At 56.3% G+C, this 20168-nt stretch carries 19 protein-coding genes; 11 read left to right on the top strand and 8 right to left on the bottom strand.

Going from position 1 to position 20168, the window contains the following annotated elements; genetic code table 11:
- Positions 1–32: 32 nt before the first annotated feature.
- Complete coding sequence (locus QF010_RS32665; RefSeq protein WP_033059914.1) at positions 33–929, bottom strand: LysR family transcriptional regulator; 897 nt, start codon at positions 927–929, stop codon at positions 33–35.
- A 107-nt stretch (positions 930–1036) separates the two neighbouring features.
- Between QF010_RS32665 and QF010_RS32660 the strand changes: the two genes are divergently transcribed.
- The 8 genes from QF010_RS32660 (at position 1037) to rpoS (ending at position 8171) form a co-directional block, all read left to right on the top strand.
- Positions 1037–2149, top strand: a complete 1113-nt coding sequence (locus QF010_RS32660) for an S-(hydroxymethyl)glutathione dehydrogenase/class III alcohol dehydrogenase (protein ID WP_033059912.1) — start codon at positions 1037–1039, stop codon at positions 2147–2149.
- Between the two features lie 8 nt (positions 2150–2157).
- The gene (fghA, locus tag QF010_RS32655) at positions 2158–3003 is read left to right on the top strand and encodes an S-formylglutathione hydrolase (protein WP_429534734.1); all 846 of its coding nucleotides are present in this window, start codon (positions 2158–2160) and stop codon (positions 3001–3003) included.
- 43 nt (positions 3004–3046) lie between these two features.
- On the top strand, positions 3047–3520 hold the full coding sequence (gene ispF, locus QF010_RS32650; protein ID WP_010462780.1) for a 2-C-methyl-D-erythritol 2,4-cyclodiphosphate synthase: 474 nt from the start codon (positions 3047–3049) through the stop codon (positions 3518–3520).
- Positions 3517–4575, top strand: a complete 1059-nt coding sequence (gene truD, locus QF010_RS32645; protein ID WP_033059908.1) for a tRNA pseudouridine(13) synthase TruD — start codon at positions 3517–3519, stop codon at positions 4573–4575. Before ispF ends, truD begins: the two co-directional genes overlap by 4 nt.
- Complete coding sequence (surE, locus tag QF010_RS32640) at positions 4563–5312, top strand: 5'/3'-nucleotidase SurE (RefSeq protein ID WP_033059906.1); 750 nt, start codon at positions 4563–4565, stop codon at positions 5310–5312. The genes truD and surE overlap by 13 nt, the downstream gene beginning before the upstream one ends.
- Positions 5313–5353: 41 nt before the next feature.
- A complete protein-coding gene (locus QF010_RS32635) occupies positions 5354–5989 on the top strand; it encodes a protein-L-isoaspartate(D-aspartate) O-methyltransferase (RefSeq protein ID WP_177327881.1) in 636 nt (211 codons plus the stop codon).
- A 211-nt stretch (positions 5990–6200) separates the two neighbouring features.
- Positions 6201–7058: a peptidoglycan DD-metalloendopeptidase family protein gene (locus QF010_RS32630; protein WP_033059904.1), complete on the top strand. Its 858-nt coding sequence runs from the start codon at positions 6201–6203 to the stop codon at positions 7056–7058.
- Between the two features lie 105 nt (positions 7059–7163).
- Complete coding sequence (gene rpoS / locus QF010_RS32625; RefSeq protein ID WP_033059902.1) at positions 7164–8171, top strand: RNA polymerase sigma factor RpoS; 1008 nt, start codon at positions 7164–7166, stop codon at positions 8169–8171.
- Between the two features lie 484 nt (positions 8172–8655).
- Here rpoS and fdxA read toward each other — a convergent pair whose 3' ends face one another.
- The 3 genes from fdxA to QF010_RS32610 form a co-directional block, all read right to left on the bottom strand.
- Complete coding sequence (gene fdxA / locus QF010_RS32620) at positions 8656–8979, bottom strand: ferredoxin FdxA (protein WP_003222178.1); 324 nt, start codon at positions 8977–8979, stop codon at positions 8656–8658.
- Positions 8980–9121: 142 nt separating this feature from the next.
- Complete coding sequence (mutS, locus tag QF010_RS32615; protein WP_429534737.1) at positions 9122–11689, bottom strand: DNA mismatch repair protein MutS; 2568 nt, start codon at positions 11687–11689, stop codon at positions 9122–9124.
- Positions 11690–11916: 227 nt separating this feature from the next.
- Entirely contained in the window at positions 11917–12936 is a 1020-nt protein-coding gene (locus tag QF010_RS32610; protein WP_429534733.1) for an acyltransferase family protein, read from the bottom strand.
- Between the two features lie 487 nt (positions 12937–13423).
- Here QF010_RS32610 and QF010_RS32605 point away from each other — a divergent pair, with 487 nt between their 5' ends.
- Positions 13424–14002 carry a PglD-related sugar-binding protein gene (locus QF010_RS32605; RefSeq protein WP_429534732.1) on the top strand — a complete coding sequence of 193 codons (579 nt, stop codon included), beginning with the start codon at positions 13424–13426 and terminating at the stop codon, positions 14000–14002.
- 150 nt (positions 14003–14152) lie between these two features.
- Positions 14153–15799, top strand: coding sequence for a hypothetical protein (locus QF010_RS32600; protein ID WP_429534731.1), 1647 nt, complete (start codon positions 14153–14155; stop codon positions 15797–15799).
- A gap of 56 nt (positions 15800–15855) precedes the next feature.
- On the opposite strand, the gene rffA is transcribed toward QF010_RS32600, so the two are convergent.
- The 4 genes from rffA to QF010_RS32580 are packed head-to-tail and all read right to left on the bottom strand — an operon-like array spanning position 15856 to position 19113.
- Entirely contained in the window at positions 15856–16995 is a 1140-nt protein-coding gene (rffA, locus tag QF010_RS32595) for a dTDP-4-amino-4,6-dideoxygalactose transaminase (RefSeq protein WP_429534730.1), read from the bottom strand.
- 49 nt (positions 16996–17044) lie between these two features.
- Positions 17045–17455, bottom strand: coding sequence for a GtrA family protein (locus tag QF010_RS32590; RefSeq protein WP_429534729.1), 411 nt, complete (start codon positions 17453–17455; stop codon positions 17045–17047).
- 51 nt (positions 17456–17506) lie between these two features.
- Positions 17507–18430, bottom strand: coding sequence for a glycosyltransferase family 2 protein (locus QF010_RS32585; RefSeq protein ID WP_429534728.1), 924 nt, complete (start codon positions 18428–18430; stop codon positions 17507–17509).
- The gene (locus QF010_RS32580; RefSeq protein ID WP_429534727.1) at positions 18427–19113 is read right to left on the bottom strand and encodes a WbqC family protein; all 687 of its coding nucleotides are present in this window, start codon (positions 19111–19113) and stop codon (positions 18427–18429) included. The genes QF010_RS32585 and QF010_RS32580 overlap by 4 nt, the downstream gene beginning before the upstream one ends.
- A gap of 252 nt (positions 19114–19365) precedes the next feature.
- On the opposite strand from QF010_RS32580, the gene QF010_RS32575 reads away from it, so the two are divergent.
- Entirely contained in the window at positions 19366–20100 is a 735-nt protein-coding gene (locus QF010_RS32575) for a LexA family transcriptional regulator (RefSeq protein WP_033053938.1), read from the top strand.
- The last annotated feature ends 68 nt before the right edge of the window (positions 20101–20168 follow it).

Here is a 20168-nt window from a genome sequence, read left to right as displayed (position 1 = left end):
ACTCGATCTCTTGCTGGCACGCCGGTGAACGCCTAGCTTCGATACTCCGGCCTTAACGCCAACCCCTCCTTCAAATAATCCACCAACTTGCGCACCTTCGGCGACAAATGCCGCTGCTGTGGATAAAGCGCCCACACGGCGGTGTTCGGTGGTTGGTGAGCTTCCAGCAGCGAAATCAATTCACCGTTTTTCAGATGCTCCAGCACGTAATAGTCCGGCAACTGACATAAACCAACGCCCTGTAACGCGGCATCCAGCACCGCTTGCCCACTGTTGCAGCGCCAGTTTCCCTGTACCCGCTGGGAAAATTCCCGCCCGTTCTGTTCCAGTTGCCAGATATCCGAGCTACCGATGAGGCAGTTGTGGCGGCTGAGTTCCGACAGACTGTGTGGGCGACCATACCGTTCCAGGTAGGACGGCGATGCGCACAGGTACATTCGCCGTGGCGCCAGACGTGTCGCCACCAGCCGCGAGTCTTGCAGGCGACCGAGGCGGATTGCCAGGTCCAGGCCTTCATGGACCAGGTCAAGTTGACGATTGCTCAGTTCAATGTCGATGCGCAGTTGCGGATACAACCCCATGAATCGCGTCACCAGCGGCACGATGAATCGTTCGCCATACGCCACGGCGCAGGTCATGCGCAGCATGCCTTTGGGTTCACTGGTCAGATCGCCGACTGCGCGCAAGGCTTCTTCGCGGCCATCCTGCAAGCGCTGGCAATGTTGCAGAAAGGTTTGCCCGGCTTCGGTCAGCGTGACCCGGCGGGTGCTGCGATACAGCAGTCGGGTCTGAAGCCGCTCTTCGAGGCGTACAATTTGTCGACTGATGTGGGAGGACGAAACCCCGAGGCGTTCGGCGGCAGCCGTGAACTGACTGCACTCGGCCACGGCGACGAACTCGTCGATCCCTTCCCAGCGGTTTTCCGACATTTAGGATTATCCCTGTACGGCAATAATATTTTGCATTTGTCCCGATTATTCACCGTGTGGCGGTGTATTACACTCACTGTCTCGTTTTTATTCACTGGAGAATCCACATGATCAAGTCGCGCGCTGCCGTTGCCTTCGAGGCCAAGAAACCCCTCGAGATCGTTGAAGTCGATGTCGCCATGCCCAAGGCCGGTGAAGTCCTGCTGCGTGTGGTTGCCTCCGGTGTCTGCCATACCGATGCCTACACGCTGTCGGGCGCGGACCCGGAAGGCATCTTCCCCTCGATCCTCGGTCACGAAGGTGGCGCGGTGGTTGAGGCGATTGGTGAGGGCGTGACCTCCGTCGCAGTCGGCGATCATGTGATCCCGCTGTACACCCCGGAATGCCGCCAGTGCAAATTCTGTCTGTCGGGCAAAACCAACTTGTGTCAGGCGATTCGCGCGACGCAGGGCAAAGGCCTGATGCCGGATGGCACTTCGCGCTTTTCCTACAAGGGCCAACCTATTTTCCACTACATGGGGACCTCGACGTTCTCCGAGTACACCGTACTTCCGGAAATCTCTGTCGCCAAAATCCCCAAAGAAGCGCCACTGGAAAAAGTCTGCCTGCTGGGCTGCGGTGTCACCACCGGCATCGGTGCAGTCCTCAATACCGCCAAGGTAAAACCAGGTGATACCGTCGCCATTTTCGGCCTCGGCGGCATCGGCCTGTCGGCCGTGATCGGCGCCGTCAAAGCCAAGGCTGCGCGGATCATCGCCATCGACATCAACCCGGCCAAATTCGAGATCGCCAAGCAGTTGGGTGCAACCGATTGTGTGAACCCGAAAGATTTCGATCGTCCGATCCAGGAAGTCATCGTCGACATGACCGATGGCGGCGTCGACTTTTCCTTCGAGTGCATCGGTAACGTCCAATTGATGCGTGCTGCTCTTGAGTGCTGCCACAAAGGTTGGGGCGAGTCGGTGATCATCGGTGTTGCCGGTGCCGGCCAGGAAATCTCCACCCGTCCATTCCAGCTGGTGACCGGTCGCGTCTGGCGCGGTTCGGCGTTCGGTGGCGTGCGTGGCCGTACCGAGTTGCCAAGCTATGTCGAGATGGCTGAAACCGGCGAAATCCCGCTGGATACGTTCATCACCCACACCATGGGCCTTGAAGATATCAACAAGGCGTTCGACCTGATGCATGAAGGCAAGAGCATCCGTTCTGTCATCCATTTCTGAGGTCGGTCATGAGCCTGGAAAATATCTCCTGCCAGAAGAGCTTCGGCGGCTGGCACAAGCGCTATCGGCACCGCTCCGATGTGCTCGGCTGCGACATGGTGTTTGCCGTGTACCTGCCGCCGCAAGCGGAGCAGGGCGGCAAGTTGCCGGTGCTGTATTGGTTGTCCGGCCTGACCTGCACCGACGAAAACTTCATGCAAAAGGCCGGCGCCATGCGCATGGCCGCCGAGCTTGGGCTGATCATCGTTGCACCGGACACCAGCCCTCGTGGCCCTGATGTGCCGGGTGATCCGGATGGCGCCTGGGACTTCGGTCTCGGCGCCGGGTTTTATCTGAATGCCACGCAGGAACCCTGGTCCCGGCACTATCGGATGCATGACTATGTCGTGCAGGAATTGCCCGCATTGGTCGAAGCCCATTTCCCGGCCTCGGACAAACGCGGCATCAGCGGTCACTCCATGGGCGGCCACGGCGCGCTGGTCTGCGCGTTGCGTAATCCGGGGCGTTATCAGTCGGTGTCGGCGTTCTCGCCGATCAACAACCCGATGGATTGCCCTTGGGGGCAGAAGGCCTTTTCCCGCTACCTGGGGGAAGACCGATCGAAATGGCGTGAGTGGGATGCCTGCGTCCTGATTGCCGAAGCGAACGAGAAGTTGCCGTTGTTGGTCGACCAAGGTGATCGCGACGATTTCCTGGCCGCCCAGCTCAAGCCTGAAGCCTTGCAGCAGGCTGCCAAACTGGCCGGTCATCCGCTGACGTTGCGCTTGCAACCCGGCTACGACCACAGCTATTTCTTCATCGCCAGTTTTATCGACGACCACTTGCAACATCATGGGCGCGCCCTAGGCGTCTAATGCAGGTAGAATCACGCCCTGACAAAAATCGGGGCGTTTTTTTATGCGTATTGGCCACGGCTATGATGTGCACCGTTTCGCTGAAGGCGATTTCATTACTCTGGGCGGCGTGCGCATTGCACACGGCTTCGGGCTGCTCGCTCACTCCGACGGTGACGTCCTGCTGCACGCCTTGAGCGATGCCTTGCTCGGCGCCGCTGCGCTGGGTGATATCGGCAAGCATTTCCCGGACACCGACCCGACATTCAAGGGCGCCGACAGCCGTGTGCTGTTGCGTCATGTCGTCGCACTGATCCATGCCAAGGGCTGGAAAGTCGGCAACGTCGATAACACCATCGTCGCCCAGGCGCCGAAAATGGCCCCGCATATCGAATCGATGCGCGCGCTGATTGCCGCGGATCTTCAAGTTGAGTTGGATCAAGTGAACGTGAAAGCTACCACCACCGAAAAGCTCGGCTTTGTCGGTCGCGAAGAAGGCATTGCCGTGCACTCCGTCGCCTTGTTGCTGCGCGCATGAACGAACTGCAATTGCTCGGCCCGCGGGCCTATGGCCAAGCCCTCGGCACCGCAGTATTGAAAGCCACGGCGGAAGATTTTCAGGTCGATGAAGTCCTCAATATCCCCCTCAGTGGCGACGGCGAACACTTGTGGATCTGGGTGGAAAAGCGCGGTCTGAATACCGAAGAAGCAGCACGGCGGATCGCCAAGGCGGCGGGCGTGCCATTGCGCACCGTCAGTTACGCGGGCCTCAAGGATCGTCAGGCGCTGACTCGCCAGTGGTTCAGCGTGCAGCTGCCGGGCAAGGCTGATCCTGATCTGTCGGCGGCGGAAAACGATACGCTGAAGATCCTCAAGATCGGCCGGCACAAACGCAAGCTGCAGCGCGGTGCTCACTCGGCCAATGGCTTCACGTTGCGACTGACGCAATTCGCTGGCGACAAAGCGGCGATCGAGGAGCGTCTGCAACTGATCGCCAAGCAAGGTATTCCCAATTATTTCGGCGCCCAGCGTTTCGGGTTTGACGGCGGCAACGTGGTCGATGCCCGTGCCTGGGCGGCGCGTAAAGCGTTGCCGGAGCAGCGCAATGTGCGTTCGCGTCTGCTCTCTACGGCGCGCAGTTTTCTGTTTAATCAGGTGTTGGCGGCGCGTGTTGCCGATGGCAGCTGGCAGCGTGCCCAGGTTGGCGATCTGCTGGCCTTCACCGACAGCCGCAGTTTCTTTCCGGCAGGTGTTGCCGAGTGCAGTGACCCGCGTCTGGCGATTCTCGATCTGCACCCGACCGGTCCGCAGTGGGGCGAAGGTGACTCGCCGGCCACGGGCGCTGTCCATGAACTGGAGCAGGCAATCGCCGATCGCGAAGCGGACTTGCGCGATTGGTTGATTAACGCCGGTATGAGCCACGAACGTCGCATCCTGCGACTGCCCATTGGTGGGTTGACGTGGCATTATCCCGAGCCTGACATTCTGCAACTGGAATTCGTCCTCCCGGCCGGATGCTTCGCCACCGTATTGGTGCGCGAGCTCGTTGATCTGGTGCCGGTGGGGCAGACGGACAGCCCATGCGTATTCTGATTTCTAACGACGATGGGGTAACCGCACCCGGTCTTGCCGCGCTTTATGCTGCGCTGGCGGATTACACCGAATGCGTGGTTATCGCCCCGGACCAAGACAAAAGCGGCGCCAGCAGCTCGCTGACGCTCGACCGTCCGTTACACCCGCAAACCCTGGCCAACGGCTTTATCAGCCTCAATGGCACACCTACCGATTGCGTGCACCTGGGCCTCAATGGCTTGCTGGAACGCGAGCCGGACATGGTGGTTTCGGGCATCAACCTGGGCGCCAACCTGGGTGATGACGTGTTGTATTCCGGCACCGTGGCGGCGGCCCTTGAGGGACGTTTCCTGGCTCTTCCTTCGTTTGCCTTTTCGTTGGCCTCACGGCAAGTGGAGAACCTTCCCACAGCTGCGTACTTTGCGCGCAAACTGGTCGAGGCTCACGCGGATCTTGAACTGCCACCGCGTACGGTACTGAACGTGAACATTCCCAATTTGCCGCTGGACCACATCCGCGGTATTCAGCTGACCCGCCTCGGACATCGCGCACGTGCTGCAGCGCCGATGAAAGTGGTCGACCCGCGCGGTAAATCCGGTTACTGGATTGCGGCGGCGGGGGATGCCGAAGATGGCGGCCCGGGCACCGATTTTCATGCGGTGATGCAAGGCTATGTTTCAATCACCCCACTGCAACTGGATCGCACCTTTAATGATGCCTTCAGAAGTCTCGATGGCTGGCTGGAGGGGCTGAACTAATGGCTCGTGAACAAGACGATATTCTGCGTCGCGGCATCGGGATGACCTCACAACGGACCCGTGAGCGCCTTATTCAGCGCCTGTATGAAGAGGGAATTTGCAACGCCAAGGTGCTGGAAGTCATTCGCCGTACACCGCGTCACCTGTTCGTTGACGAGGCGTTGGCCCACCGTGCCTACGAAGACACGGCGCTGCCGATCGGCAATAACCAGACCATCTCGCAGCCTTATATGGTGGCTCGCATGAGCGAGTTGCTGCTCGAGGCAGGTCCTCTCGACAAGGTGATGGAAATCGGCACCGGCTCGGGCTACCAGACGGCGGTGCTGTCGCAACTGGTCGAGCGGGTATTTTCCGTCGAGCGCATCAAGGTTCTGCAGGACCGGGCCAAGGAACGCCTGGTGGAACTGAACCTGCGCAACGTGGTGTTCCGCTGGGGCGATGGTTGGGAAGGCTGGCCGGCGCTGGCGCCGTACAACGGCATTATCGTGACCGCGGTGGCGACCGATGTACCTCAGGCGTTGCTTGATCAATTGGCTCCGGGAGGGCGGCTGGTGATCCCGGTCGGATCGGGTGAGGTTCAACAATTGATGCTGATCATCCGGGAAGAGCAGGGCTTTTCCAGGCGTGTTCTGGGGGCCGTTCGCTTCGTCCCGTTACTCAATGGGCCGCTCGCCTGAGCATTTGTTTCAGCGCGCTGAATTCTCTTCGATTGCCCCTGTCTTACAGCGGCATCGATCAGTTAAACGGGATTCATCGTCAGGCAGCAAACGTGTGCGAGAAGCCATTTCGTTTCATTAAAGGTAAAGCCTGCACGGCCCGTTATACTTGCGACATTTCATGCCGGAACACGGCAATCCACATTTTCAGCCACCACAAAGGGAGCGGCGGGTGAGTCTCACAGTCATTGCGCAGCGAATGGGTAAAACGAGCTTTCAGCGCCTGGTGACTGGCCTTGTTTTGAGCACCTTGCTGGTCGGTTGTTCCAGTAACAAGTCGAGTGAAGTACGCGTCGTCGATCGCAACAACGCGGTCGCCCAGCGTCCGGCAGTGACCACGGGTCAATACGTCGTTCGACCTAAAGACACCTTGTTCTCCATTGCCTTTCGCTACGGCTGGGACTACAAAGCCCTCGCGGCCCGCAACAACATTCCTACGCCGTATACGATTCATCCGGGTCAGACGATTCGCTTTGACGGTCGCACCGGTTCAACGCCGACGCCGGTGGCCAGCTCCATAGATTCAACGCCTTCTTCGTCGCTGAAAACCACGGTTATCCGGCGCCAGGCGAATGGCGCAACCACCAGCACAGCAGTGGTTGTACCGTCCGTCGCCAGCAAGTCGACCCCTGCTCCGATGCCTCCTGCCGGTCCGGCCCCGACCGGCTGGGGATGGCCATCTAATGGCATTCTCATTGGTAAATTCTCTTCAAACGGCAGTTTGAATAAAGGAATTGATATCGCAGGGGATTTGGGACAGCCTGTTTTAGCTGCGTCTGATGGGACGGTGGTGTACGCCGGGAGTGGCTTAAGGGGCTACGGCGAATTAGTCATCATCAAACACAGCGATACCTACGTCAGTGCCTACGGACATAACCGCAGGCTGTTGGTTCGGGAGGGGCAGCAGGTCAAGGTCGGACAGACAATTGCCGAAATGGGGTCAACGGGAACAGACCGGGTGAAGCTGCATTTTGAGATTCGCCGACAAGGTAAACCAGTAGATCCGCTGCAATTCCTGCCACGTCGTTGATCGCTTTCCAGCCTGTTCCGTCGCGTAGAGGGAACAGGCTCCAGCGTTGCCAAGGATAAAGGCGCCGCTTGAGCCTGAGGTCGAACTCACCAAAGGACTATAACAATGGCTCTCAGTAAAGAAGTGCCGGAGTTTGACATCGACGATGAGGTTCTCCTGATGGAGACCGGCATCGGTACGGATTCGATGTCGAATGATGAAGGGGCTGCTCCACCTTCCGTTCGTGCCAAATCCAAACACTCCGCCACGCTAAAGCAACACAAGTACATTGACTACACGCGTGCACTCGATGCCACGCAGCTGTACCTCAATGAGATTGGCTTTTCCCCTCTGCTGTCCCCCGAAGAAGAAGTTCATTTTGCGCGCTTGTCGCAAAGTGGAGATCCGGCTGGGCGCAAACGCATGATTGAAAGTAACCTGCGGCTGGTGGTGAAAATCGCCCGGCGTTACGTCAATCGTGGCCTGTCGCTGCTGGACTTGATCGAAGAGGGCAACCTCGGGCTTATCCGGGCAGTAGAGAAGTTCGACCCCGAACGCGGCTTCCGCTTTTCGACCTACGCAACCTGGTGGATTCGTCAGACCATCGAGCGCGCGATCATGAATCAGACCCGGACCATCCGGTTGCCGATTCATGTGGTCAAAGAGCTCAACGTGTACCTGCGGGCTGCACGGGAGCTGACGCAAAAACTCGATCACGAACCCTCGCCCGAAGAAATTGCCAACCTGCTGGAAAAACCAGTGGGAGAGGTCAAGCGCATGCTCGGCCTGAACGAGCGGGTTTCTTCGGTCGACGTCTCGCTGGGTCCGGATTCGGATAAAACCCTGCTGGACACCCTAACCGATGACCGTCCAACCGATCCATGTGAACTGTTGCAGGATGACGACCTGTCCCAGAGCATCGATCAATGGCTCTCGGAGCTGACTGACAAGCAACGCGAAGTGGTGATACGCCGCTTCGGCCTGCGCGGTCACGAGAGCAGCACGCTTGAAGATGTAGGCCTGGAGATTGGCCTGACCCGGGAGCGGGTCAGACAGATTCAGGTTGAAGGCCTGAAGCGTCTTCGGGAGATTCTCGAGAAGAATGGCCTGTCGAGCGAGTCACTGTTTCAATAAGCAATTTGCTGAGTAAGCCCTAAAAACCCCGACTGGTTCGGGGTTTTTTATTTCCTGGGAGGCGGGCTGGAAGTTCCCTCCGTAATCACATCTGCTTTGTAGTCTCTCGCTGTAAGTGTTTGCTTACTCTTTCGTAAGTATTCGCTAATTTCATGGGTAGCAGCCGTACATATTCCTATGTGAGACATGTTTAACTGATTGATTTATATGCTTATTTTTTAATATTAATAGCTTGTGACAGCCAGTTTCAGCTAACCGGGGCGTTTGCTCTTGGTGGGGAATTCTCTAGTATCTGAACTGTGTCGACGGACAGACACGCCCTTCAAGGACGAGGGGAAAGGACATCGCAGGAAGCGATTCATCAGGACGATGAAAAGGAACACAGGGAATAGGGAAAAAATGTGGGCGGGTCAGACCGCCCCTTTTTTTTGCCTGCAGAAAAGCAAAAAGGCCCACAAGGGGCCTTTTCGAGAACGCGGGGTAATCAGCGTTCGAGGTCTTTGATCTTGCCTTTGACGCCATCCCACTCTTCGGCGTCGGGCAACGATTCTTTCTTCTCGGTGATGTTGGGCCAGATTTCCGCCAGCTCAACGTTCAGCTGAATAAATTCCTGCATGTCTTCCGGGACTTCATCTTCGGAGAAGATGGCCACGGCAGGGCACTCTGGTTCGCACAGTGCGCAGTCGATGCACTCATCCGGGTGAATCACCAGGAAATTCGGGCCTTCGTAAAAGCAGTCCACCGGACAGACTTCTACGCAGTCGGTGTACTTGCACTTGATGCAGTTGTCGGTGACGACGAAGGTCATTTCTAATTTTCTCCTCAGGCGGCGGCAGCGGAGCCCCTTCACGTTGGGGTCGCCAGGTTTGGGAGCGATAGTCTGCTGGTCAGGCTATAAGCCAGCAGCATCCCAAACCGCGCGAGATTCTAACAGCTTGCAGGCAAGTGCGTTAGATCCGTGTCTTTAGTGTATAGAGCATTTCGAGCGCGCGACGCGGTGTCATGTCGTCAAGATCAAGTTTGGCCAGATCATCCAGCACCGGATGCGGCAGGCTGGCGAACATGTCGCTCTGCTGCGGCGCGGCCGGTTTGCCTTTGGCGGTCTTGGGAACTTCATGAGGCAGGGCGGTCGCTTCCAGCCGGCCCAGGTGTTCGCGGGCGCGCACGATAACTTCGCTCGGCACACCGGCCAACTGCGCAACCGCAAGGCCGTAGCTCTGGCTGGCGGGCCCTGGTAGCACGTGGTGCAGGAACACGATGCGTTCGTTGTGCTCGGTGGCATTGAGGTGAACGTTGGCCACCAGCGGTTGCGCTTCCGGTAGTACCGTCAGCTCGAAGTAGTGGGTGGCGAACAGCGTATACGCCCGCAGATGCGCCAGGCGTTCGGCCGCAGCCCATGCCAGGGACAGACCGTCGAAGGTGCTGGTGCCGCGACCGACTTCGTCCATCAGCACCAGGCTGCGCTCGGTGGCGTTGTGCAGGATGTTCGCGGTTTCGCTCATTTCGACCATGAAGGTCGAACGCCCGCCCGCCAGGTCGTCGCTGGAACCGATCCGGGTGAAGATCCGGTCGACCAGGGACAATTCGCAACTGGCCGCCGGCACGAAGCTACCGATGTGCGCCAGCAGCACGATCAACGCGGTCTGGCGCATGTAGGTGGATTTACCGCCCATGTTCGGACCGGTGATTACCAGCATGCGGGTGCTGTCATCGAGGCTCAGATCGTTGGCCACGAACGGCGTGGTGAGTACTTGCTCGACCACCGGGTGACGACCCTGGCTGATGCGCATGCACGGCTCGCTGACGAAACGCGGGCAGTTCAGGTCCAGATTCAGTGCACGCTCGGCGAGGTTGCTCAGCACGTCCAGTTCGGCCAGTGCCGCGGCGGTGTCTTGCAACGGTGGCAACTGGGCGATCAAATCTTCGAGCAGCGCTTCGTAGAGCATCTTCTCGCGCGCCAGGGCGCGGCTCTTGGCTGACAGCGCCTTGTCTTCGAACGCCTTCAGTTCCGGGGTAATGAAACGCTCGGCACCCTTGAGGGTCTGGCGACGGATATAGTCGGCGGGTGCCGATTCGGCCTGCTTGCTCGGCAACTCAATGAAGTAACCGTGAATGCGGTTGTAACCGACTTTCAGGTTGGCCAGGCCGGTGCGGGCCTTCTCCCGGGCTTCCAGATCGATCAGGAACTGCCCGGCGTTTTCGCTGAGCGATTGCAGCTCGTCGAGTTCGCTGTCGTAACCGGTTTTCAACACGCCGCCGTCACGGATCACCGCTGGCGGGTTGTCGATGATGGCTTTCTCCAGCAGCGCCGCCAGTTCCGGATAGGTGCTGGTGGTCGTTGCCAGTTGAATGATGTGCGGAGCTTCAAGCTCGGCCATTGCCACCTGCAACTCTGGCAGCGCGCCGAGGGCATCGCGCAGACGCGCCAGGTCGCGAGGACGGGCATTGCGCAGGCCGATCCGCGCCAGGATCCGCTCGATGTCGCCGATCTCCTTGAGCTGCGGTTGCAGTTTCTCGAAGCGGTAACCGTCGAGCAGGCAGGTAATCGAGGTCTGGCGCGCCTGCAATACGGTCAGATCCCGCAGCGGACGGTTCAGCCAGCGGGTCAGCAGGCGGCTGCCCATGGCGGTCTGGCAGCGGTCGACCACCGATTGCAACGTGTTGTCGCGACCGCCAGCCAGGTTGGTATCCAGTTCCAGGTTGCGACGGCTCGCGCCGTCCAGCACCACGGTGTCGTCCAGGCGTTCATGACGCAGGCTGCGCAAATGGGGCAGGGCAGTGCGCTGGGTTTCCTTGGCGTAGCTGAGCAGGCAACCGGCGGCGCCGATGGCCAGGGTCAGGTTCTCGCAGCCGAAACCTTTCAAGTCCTGGGTGGAAAACTGCTGGCAAAGACTTTTCAGCGCCGAATCACGTTCGAAATCCCACGGCGCACGGCGACGAACCCCACGACGTTTCTCCGCCGGCAGATCCTTCGGCCAGTCATCCGGGATCATCAGCTCTACCGGATTGACCCGCTCCAGTTCTGCCAGCAGGTTTTCCCAGCCCTTGATCTCCAGCACGGTGAAGTTGCCGCTGGTGATATCCAGCACCGCCAGGCCGAACAGACGCTCGTCACCCAGCACTGCCGCGATCAGGTTGTCCCGACGCTCATCCAGCAGCGCTTCATCGCTGACCGTGCCCGGCGTGATGATCCGCACCACCTGACGATCCACCGGTCCTTTGCTGGTAGCCGGGTCGCCGACCTGCTCACAGATCACCACCGACTCGCCGAGCTTGACCAGTTTCGCCAGGTAACCTTCCGCTGCGTGGTAAGGAATCCCACACATCGGAATCGCCTGACCCGCCGACTGCCCACGGGCGGTCAGGGTGATGTCCAGCAATTTGGCGGCCTTCTTCGCGTCTTCATAGAAGATTTCGTAGAAGTCGCCCATGCGGTAGAACATCAGCTGGTCAGGGTGCTGGTTTTTCAGGCGCCAGTACTGCTGCATCATTGGCGTGTGAGAGGAGAGATCGGAAATAGCTTTATTCATCAGTGGCTTATGGATAAATATCAAAGTCTTTGGGTGAAATGAGGCATTTCGATTCGAAAATTCCGAACCTATAGCCTCGCTTGATCAGCACATGCCAAGGTTAACATGCTTGGCCCCTGGCTTACTGTACAGGCTGCACCACCATTGGCAGCGGCCATGCTCCGCGCTATGAACTCACCATCTAGATCTAAAGATTCGTTCTCGTAAATCAACTTCTAATTGGGTACTGAAAGCTTCTTGATCTTAGGTTGAAGGATATGCTTTAGGAGTCCGGAGGACGGTAGTTCAATGTACTTGTAACTCACATAAGAACAAAGCAGGACGGCAGCGCAAATCGTTAGTAATGCCATCGTTGGGTCTAAATTGGTTTTTTTTTGGAGGGCGAGTACATAAAATATAATTATCGGGTGTGATAAGTAAGTTGAGTAAGACCAATCCCCGAGCTTGTTTATTTTGCGTTTCTCGGAAAAGCGGGGCTCTTGAGAGATCAGTGCCAGCATTATGGCAGTGCAGGGCAATCCGATGCGTAGGGGGTTGTGGTCGACGAAACTCGACATAGCGATTACGATGATCGATATTGCGAAAATCAATATTGCAATGCTTGTGGATATCGAGTGGTGATAGCCGCGTTTATAAATTTCCGCAATAAAAACGCCAAACAAAAAATTGTAAATTATCGGTGTTCCGTAGAATGCGAATGAGCCTCCTAGCTTGGGTGCGAACGTTTGTATGAGCACGATTCCAATAAAAAGCCCTGCGGAAAGTAGATACTTCGGAGTGAGCAGGGATAAAGCAAAAATCAAATAGAAAACAGCTTCGAAATTTAACGTCCACCCTACAGATAATACTGGGAATAGCCCAAGCCCTGAGGGATTCTGTGCTGGCAAAAACAACATGCTTTTTAACAAGAACTCCAAGCTGATTCCAAGGGCTGGCATTATGCTTGGTGCCATAATTATTGTGAGCGCGGTGATCAGGGTGTATAGCCAGTAGGCTGGCACTATTCGAGCTATTCGGTGAATGGCAAATTCTTTTGGGGAGATTGTTTTATTAGAGGTCGATGCATAAATAACAAAGCCGCTGATAATAAAGAAAATATCTACGCCTATCGATCCATAGTTGTAGAGAAATGCGGTAACTATGTTGCTTTCTTTATTTCCAGAAAGTTGTACGTAGTGATGCAGTACCACGATCCATGCGGCGAAGGCCCTGAGAAACTGTATGGAGTTCAGCATTTAGTTACGTCTTGAAATGTACAAGTGTACCAGTGTTGATCGGGACTTGTAGCCTTTTATTAGGCTTCAAGAGGTATGAAACTGCTCAGTATGAAACCCGCCTTCAACGATTCTCATCTCTTCCCTCCATCGATTGGTTTTTTTGTCTGGAGGACATGATGACCGCCACCGCAAAGCCGGGTGACATCTTGCTCGTACGGTTTGGGGTGAGGCTCGCGGTGAAGATTTCACCAGTCAGGCCTCCGTGGCCTGGCAGCGGTGTGGGCTGTGACGGAATAAGGCAGGAGGAGAGGGGGGCGCCTGGGGAAATTGAAGTGACAGCCGCAGAATCTGCATGGCTATGCGCGGAACCAGACACCGTGCGCGCAGAATGTTCCCGCGGTGCTGATTTGATTTTTAACATTAGGGACTCTGATATCTTAGAGCGCGGATACTAGACGCTGGTTTTCTTGGCGTTTAGTCAATATAGAGGGAGTGGCAGTGATCAATGAAGAAGAAAATTCTGGTTTATGGGTCAACGGAGTTTGGAGTCGTCGTGCGTGAGTTGGTACGACACAGCGGGGCGCATTTCGCCGGTTTCGTCGATGACTGGCACGCCGGCGAGGGTGTTATTGGAACGCTGGAGGACGTTATCCGGACGAGTCCGCCTAATGAGTATGACTTTGCCATTGCCATCGGGTACAAACACCTTGAGGCGCGTCGATGCAAGTTCGACGAGCTGCTAGCTCATGGGTACAGCCTGCCCTCTTTCATTCATCCACAGGCGTACGTGAGTGACAGCACCACGATTGGTGCTGGCGCCTTGGTTATGGCGCGTGCTGTTCTGGACATCAGAACGCAGGTCGGGGATCTTGCCGTTGTATGGCCTGGGGCTGTGATCAATCACGACTGCGTGGTCGATGGAAACACCTTCATTTCCCCGAATGCCACTCTCTGCGGACACTCCAGGGTCGGCATCGATACTTTCATTGGTGCCGGTGCGGTGGTGGTAGATCATACGTCTGTGCCAAGTGGCTCATTCATAAAGGCGGGATCGGTCTTTGTTCGAAAGCAGGCCAGCAACTAGGCATCCCGGGGCATCCAGGCAAAAAATAATGTTGCCGGCGGAAGGATTTAGCTGCAGTGCGAAGAGGGTCGCTGCAACGACGTGCTTCACCCACCGGTCAGCTGATGTTAGCTTGCGCACCTCTTTTGTCTGTCGACTTGGTTTTTTACCATGAGTAACGCTTTACCAAAAAAAATTCTACTGCTGATTCCCATGGTGTTGATCTGTGCACTGCTCAGCGGAGTGTTTCTTCCTGTCTACTCTGATGAGGTTGTGACGAAGTTCAACAATGCACGCTTTTTCATGGAAAGCGGGCAGATGCTCTCTTTTTATCCGCAATGCACCACCTCTGTCGGCCATTGGGTAGCTTGGGTTTTTTATCCAGCTGCGATATTGGTTTCCTCGGTTTATGCTTATCTGGAACCTTTCGGATTGCGGGTGAGTGGCGTTGTACTAGCGTTGGCTTGGTTCGGGCTGTTGGCTTACTGGTGCTACCGGCAAACAGCAGAGGGGTGGGTGGGGCGTTTCACCTTACTGGCTGCCTTTGCATCCCTTGGCGTCATGCCATATCTCTGGGTACTTTCGCGCCCCGAGCAGTTCATGTTATTGCCGGTTCTGCTCATTTGCATTTTGGCACTGTTCGCCCCCATATCGAGCAGCAGCAGACGTCAAATGATCTTAATGGGCGGGTTAGTGCTACTGCTTTCGGTATTTTTTTACGCTCATCCCAAGAGTCTTTTTTTTACGCCGTTCTTTCTTGCCGCCGTATGGATCGCCACCCGAGGTTTCAGGTTGCTGATTCGCGCCGGCCTATTGATGTATGTACTTGCGTTAAGTGCGCAAGTGTTGCGCGATGCTAGTTTCCTCGGCGGCTGTCTGGATGCACCTGCTATCCAAAGCTTACTGGCTGCGAACAGCCTCATGCCCGGAATGTTGTTGAGCGACCCCCTTGCGTTCTTTGGAGCGGCCTGGCAAAACATTGGCCTATTTCCCGAACGGATGCTTGCTCACCTGACCTTCAATCCAACCTTTCAATCGGGTTGGTTGCCGCCCTTGACGGACAATCCGGGTCTGTTGCTCTGGTTAAACCCGCTTATTCATTACACCCTGCTAGTTTTGGTGGTGGGAAGCCATTTGTTGGCGGTAGGCCTGGCAATCGTCTCCCTGGCAAGACGGCGGATGCCGGCGGCACTCTTCCTGGCGTCACTGCTGGCCGCAGGCGATTTGATCAATGTCGCGCTGTATAACCTCCAGAACTTTTACGCCGGCATCCAGTACGTGCCCCTGTCCATTATTATCGTCGTCTTGCTGTTCCAGTGCCTGCCGGTTGTCCGGCCATGGTTTGCGGCCAGGATTGCGGGGCGCCTGGCTCTAGCGTTTGTGGCCGGTCTGGCACTCATGTCGTTATTTACACTGTTTTATCTGATAACGCCGAATCTGCTGCACAATGCTGATTATGCAAACGCCAGTATTCCTGGTCAGCCGCTGTCCGTACCGGTACTGGACGTCCAGGCGCACCTGAATTCGATCCGGGAGCTGGGCGAGTCCTGTCATATTCCGGCGGACAACGCTGAGCATGTAGTGGTCGATCACATGACCTACTTCGCCTATCTGAGAGATCGCAGTCCTGTACATGTCCTGTATGTTTCGGAGTTCGGTTACGGCGGGGATCTGCTCAACGGCAAGTTGCTGCCTTTTCTGAAGGAAAGAAATAGCCCTGGCCTGATTACCCGATGCGAGTGGGTGCCGAGCGAGTTTCGCGACATTCAGCGACAGAATGACCGTGGTTATTGCTGCGTCGATTTTGGTAGCAGGTAGGGAGGACGCCCGCTCCTACCGCGAAGGCGCCTAGTGAGCGGGACTGCTGAGAGGGTTTAGCGCAATGCTGCCTCGAGTACGGCGATGACGCGATCTTGTTGTTCATGCGTCAACCCGACCCACAGCGGCAGCCGGATCAGCCGTTCTGACTGCCGGTCGGTCACGGCCATTGAGCCATGGACCCTGCCATAGCGTTGACCGGCTGGCGATGAGTGAAGTGGAACATAGTGGAACACTGAATTAACGCCCGCGCCTTTCAGTGCTTCGAGTACTGTCTGGCGGTCAATCTGCGAGTCCAGAAGTACGTAGTACATGTGGGCATTGTGGGTGCAGTAGGCGGGTATGATCGGTCGTCTAAGCAAACCTTTCTGCTCAAGGGGGGCCAAGGCATCATGGTAGTGCTGCCAGCATGCCAACCGTTGCTCGGTAATGCCTGTGGCCTCCTCCAGTTGTGCCCACAGGAATGCCGCGATCAACTCCCCAGGCAGGAATGACGAACCCACTTCTTGCCAGGTGTACTTGTCCACTTCACCCCGGAAGAAGCTGCTGCGGTCCGTGCCTTTTTCGCGAATGATCTCGGCGCGGCGGACCAGCGCCGGATCGTTGACCAGCAGCGCGCCCCCTTCGCCAGATATGACGTTCTTGGTTTCATGGAAGCTCAATGCGCCAAGGCTGCCCAAACTCCCCAGTGGGCGACCCTTGTAGCAGGCCATGATGCCTTGCGCGGCATCTTCTACAACGTGCAGGTCATGTCGCTGTGCGATTGCCAGAATGCTGTCCATCTCACAAGCCACGCCCGCATAGTGCACGGGAACGATAGCCCGGGTGCGCGAGGTGATGGCGGCCTCGATCAAGCGCTCGTCGAGGTTGAGCGTGTCTTCTCGAATGTCCACAAACACCGGCACGCCGCCACGCAGCACGAACGCGTTGGCGGTGGAGACAAAGGTGTAGGACGGCATGATGATCTCATCGCCGGGCTGAATATCCAGCAACAAGGCCGCCATTTCCAGCGCTGCGGTGCAAGAGTGAGTCAGCAAGGCCTTGTTGCAGCCACTGGCGTTTTCCAGCCACTGGTGACAGCGCTTGGTGAACGGCCCATCGCCCGCCAGCATATTGCCGAACTTGGCTTCGGCGATGTAATACAATTCCTTGCCGGTCATGTGAGGGCGATTAAATTGAATTTTTTCGCTAGTCATCGCAGTGTTCCGAATAGGGTTTAGTGGCAATCAGCAACAGTGAACCGCGTCATTGAGCTGTTTTGAATACGAAGAGTTTGAGAGTTACAAACAGATAGCCAGCTACCACAAAGATCGCCGCTGCCTGTATCCACTGGTGGGCGTATCCGAAGTGATCGACGAATAACGCCAGCAGGCAGAGATTGATGGCATAACCACCCATGTGGGCAATGACAAAGCGAACACCTGAACCTAAAGTCCCTCCCTCGTATGAAAAGGTCAGGCGCCGGTTTCCGAAGAAACTGATAAGTGCGCCGGCTACATAGAGAGCTGTCATGGTTTGCTTCGGTGGGCTTCCCAGTTCGGTCAACAAAAGGTAAACGGCAAGTCCGCAGGCATTGCTGAGCAAACCGATCAAGCCATACTTGATCAATTGCGCAGCAGGTATCCGTCGTTTAAGTCGAGCGGTCAGGCTGTTCATTCAGTTTCTACGTCCAGCAATTGTCGTACCTCTAGCCAGGCGTGTTTTCCGTCATGAGCGGCCATAAATGTTCCTGACAATGGTGTAGGGGCGGCGCTTGCTTTCGGAGAATACTTTGGAAAGGTAGATGCCGATGATGCCCATGCAAGAGAGGATCAGGCCGCCAAGCAACCAGATCGAGACCATCACTGAAGTCCAGCCCGCCATGATATATGAGAAGAACAGCCAGTTGATCAGCAGGTAAGCGGAATAGCAGCAGGCGAATGAGAAAATGATAAGGCCGATGTAGAAAATGGCGATCAGCGGTAGCACGCTGAAAGAGGTCACGGAATTCACCACCAACGACAATTTGCGCCTGAAGGTGTAGGTCGATTGACTTGAGCTGAGTTTTTGAATGGTGACAGCCTTTTGTACGAAGCCGGTGATGTGAAACAAACCGGCCATGAACACCTCTCGTTCCTCGTGGCACAGGAGCGCATCTACATAGCGCCGAGTCATCAAGCGAGCCGTGACAACGTTGGCTGGGAGTGACAAACCGGACAACCGGTTGATCAACGTCCAGAAGAGACCACCACTCAAGCGTTCGAACCAGCTGCCCTTACGCTGCTCTTGCACTCCGTAGACCACGTCACAGTTCTCGCCGTGCATCTGCTCGGAAAAAGTCAGCAGACACTCCGGCGGCTCCTCCAGGTCGCTGTCGATCAAGAACACCTCGTCGCCCCGGGCATGGGCGAGTCCGGTCATCATGGCCTTGTGATGACCGAAGTTCCTTGAAAGGTCGACCAACACCACATGTGGGTCAGTTTCCGTCAGGCGAATTGCTCGTCCCAAGCTATCATCAGGCGAGCCGTCGTTGACCAGAACGATTTCATAGTCATCACCTGCATGTGCTTGCGCAACACTGCTGCAGCGTGCATGAAACTCCTGGAGATGGTTTGCGGATTGGTACAGGGTGGCGACGATGGACAGTCTCATAAGGTGGCGTGCTTCATGTAAGTGTGAGATCCAGTGCCGCAGTTGAAGAGCAGGTCAAGAATGCTGACCCCGTGAACGAACGGGCCCCACAGTTGTGGGTATTCGAGGTAATCACTGTAATCGAACCAGTGCAGTTTGATGCCTTGCGCCTGGAACTGTTCGGGCTGCAAGTAATCCTTGGCTGACGGTCCAGAAATATAGTCACTGGCACCCGACTGTCGACACAAGTCGACCAGACGCTCAGTCTTGCCTTCGCCCAGTTGGTAGTCCCACGAGCAAGATATTCGTGTATTGATGCCAAGGTAGGCACATATCGCCCTTATCAGGCTACTGTTCAATAGGGTGAGATGGCTGTAGGACGTTTCTAGGTACAGAGGGCGAAGCCAACTAGCGATAGCATCGAAGTGTGCCGCTCGTCGATAGTTGCTTTCCAGGGTCTTCCAATGCTTCACCTGCCAGCCGTCGACCAGAGGCACATCACGGATGCGCCGACGAATATCCTGGCCCACCGGCACTGTCAGCCACTGCACACCTTGAGGTGTCTTGATCTGATTACGATTGCGCCAGTCGTTTTTAGTGAATTGCATATCATCGTAAAGGATGAATTCATCCACCGCCGCGATGAGGTCAAAGTAACCTTTCCAGGGGATATAGTTGGACTGCAGGATGGCAACTTTCTTCACATTGAAATCCGTTCGCGAGCAAGCGCACTGCCTATTTTGGAATCAGTGCTGCTGCCTGTGTATATTCTGAGGCTGTTCCATATGCTAACAGCAATAAGCGCAGCGGGTTACCCAGGGCATCTGCTAGTTTCTTGAACCATAGAGTGTGCCTGGCGCAGATATGAATGCTCGGCAGTATGTATATGATACTCATGCACGATCTATGCGAATCAGCATTTGTTTTTCGCGAAAAGATCAAGCACTATGCGCTTTATGCAAAAACGCAATGTTTCTACCGTCTTAAGAGCGCTGCTCGATCAGCACGGGATCTCCCCCACGGAGCTTCACCGTCGCACTGGCGTGCCTCAATCCACTCTCTCGCGGATCCTCAGCGGGAAGATCGTTGATCCCTCGGATAAACACATCTCGAAGATCGCCGAGTACTTCGCCGTGAGCACCGACCAGTTGCGGGGCCGTGTGGATGTCGCGCCGGCAGCCAGCACCGGGCGCGATCAATTGCATTCGGAACTCAAGGACATAAGTCTGTGGGACGACGATACGCCCGTCGACGATGACGAGGTATCGGTCCCCTTTCTTCGCGAGGTTGAATTGGCTGCTGGATCAGGAAGATTCGTCATCGAAGAGAGCGAGCGCTCTAGCCTGCGCTTCGGCAAGCGAAGTTTGCGCCACAATGGCGTGCAGTTCGACCAGGCGAAATGCGTGACGGTGCGCGGCAACAGTATGTTGCCGGTACTGCGCGACGGCGCCACCGTCGGCGTTAATGCCGGCAAGTGCGGAATCGGCGATATCGTGGATGGCGACCTTTATGCCATCAACCATAACGGCCAACTGCGGGTGAAACAGCTTTATCGCCTGCCTACCGGGATCCGCCTGCGCAGCTTCAATCGCGATGAACATCCGGACGAGGACTACACCTTCCAGGAAATCCAGGAAGAGCAGATTGTCATCCTCGGTCACGTCTTCTGGTGGGGCATGTACGCCCGTTAACCTCACCGCTGTCAGATAAAGCCCGCCACTGAGTGGGTTTTTTTTCGCCTACCGAAAAGCTGTCAGTG

Origin of the sequence: Pseudomonas silensiensis (assembly GCF_050434865.1) — a bacterium.
Lineage (GTDB): Bacteria > Pseudomonadota > Gammaproteobacteria > Pseudomonadales > Pseudomonadaceae > Aquipseudomonas > Aquipseudomonas fluorescens_W.
The sequence above is the reverse complement of the archived record's forward strand: the minus strand, read 5'-3'. Positions and strand labels throughout refer to the sequence as shown.